Origin of the sequence: Treponema sp. UBA753, from assembly GCF_002297325.1 — a bacterium.
Taxonomy (GTDB): Bacteria; Spirochaetota; Spirochaetia; order Treponematales; family Treponemataceae; genus Treponema_D.
In genome coordinates this window covers 2,298-3,774 of record NZ_DBKJ01000038.1, presented here as the reverse complement: position 1 = coordinate 3,774, position 1,477 = coordinate 2,298, and the positions used below count along the sequence as shown (strand labels likewise).

The 1,477-nt window shown below is 35.5% G+C and carries 2 protein-coding genes; both read left to right on the top strand.

The features are described 5' to 3' along the window. The coding region (locus tag B4C08_RS02775; protein WP_296662575.1) for a hypothetical protein at positions 1–675 on the top strand (675 nt) is incomplete at its 5' end. A gap of 94 nt (positions 676–769) precedes the next feature. Continuing rightward, positions 770–1,330 (top strand): hypothetical protein, encoded by a 561-nt coding sequence (locus B4C08_RS02770; RefSeq protein ID WP_296662574.1) that lies wholly within the window; start codon positions 770–772, stop codon positions 1,328–1,330. Positions 1,331–1,477: the final 147 nt, after the last annotated feature.

Below are 1,477 nucleotides of genomic sequence, written 5' to 3'. Positions count from 1 at the left end.
GAAGCTTTGGATGCTGCTTTGGATATGGATGACACATTTTATGGTCCTACGGAAACAAAGATGCACTACGTCTTTAACTTCTATTTTGGAGTGCCTGTTCAGTCAAAAGATAGTAGCTTGGAATATTGGACTGTGGAAAGAGGAGGGCGGATAGGTGCTTATACACAAGATTCTGATGTTGCAAAAACTTGGACCTGGGCTGAAATAAAAAGCCACATTCCTAGCTATACAATTCCAGAAGACAAAATTGAAGATTACTGGTGGTATTCTACAAAGTCAATAACTTCTATAGAAAGTTCTTATGTCTATCCATTAAAAGACACAACGGAATTGTCTTTGGAAAGTTATGATATTTATCTTGCACTGAAAGATAAGAATTCCCCTGTTACTCTGGGATTTGTGCCAGCTGGAGAATATGAATTGAAAGGTACTGCTTGGGCTGGATATAAGGTTTCTTTTTCTGGTTCATCATGTACTATTATCTATCCTGTTGGAGGCAATACCGAAACTAAAACATTTGATGTAGTTCCTGATATTGAGAACAATCCTAATTTTCAGGATTTTGGAGATAACTATCCGAAAATAAGAATATTTTATAATCTTACGGGCAAATATCAAGTAAAACTTTATACTACAAGTAGAAAAAATACTAACGTAGTAGAATGGTCTAAATAAAGGATTAGTTTGCGGTAAATTGCACTGTTGTGTTCGTTTTCTAAAAACAGTTTAACTGCAAATTAATATTATCTTAATTACAATGGAGTTTTTTATGAAAAACACAAAATTTTCTTTTAACCGCGCCTGGTTGTTGTTAACCGCGCTTTTGATGTCTGTACTTGTAGCAGTTTCTTTTGCAGGCTGTAAATCTGATGATGACGATGATGCTTCAATTTATGGAACATGGGTTAATAAAACAGATACTTACACTGAAACCTATAAAATAACTGAAACGATGTTTTCAAATGGATATTATGAAGGAAACAATCTTACTGTAATAGAGTCTTCTGATTCTGCAGGAATTATTTATGTAAAATATACAAAAGCTTATGAATCTAGGACGGAAGATCCAAGCGACTCTTCTTGGACAAAATCATCGTATGAATATGGCGGTACAACTTATACTTCTTGCTATAGATATTCAGAAACAGCTCCTGATGTTGGCAAATGGTATGCCATAAGCTATAAGAACTTAACAGATGACACTATTTCAATATCTGGTGCATACAAGTATGGGGGGGCAACTTCTACGGAAACTCTGGATGAGGCAGTTTCTGAATTTACTATAGAAAACGGATATTTTGGAACATACTCCGACTGCACAAGACAGTAATAAAAAAGTGCGGAAGTCAATTTAGAATTTTTGCAAAAACAATGTTTTTAATGTCATTCCCGTGCAGTGCGCCGCAAGACAGACGGTGACACGGGAATCTGCTGCAAAATTACAACAGATTATCGACCGAGTTTCTTTCAGAAACAT

Excerpts from the sequence above, each read along its gene's own strand:
- B4C08_RS02770 (WP_296662574.1), top strand. The coding sequence starts at position 770 with ATGAAAAACACAAAATTTTCTTTTAACCGCGCCTGGTTGTTGTTAACC.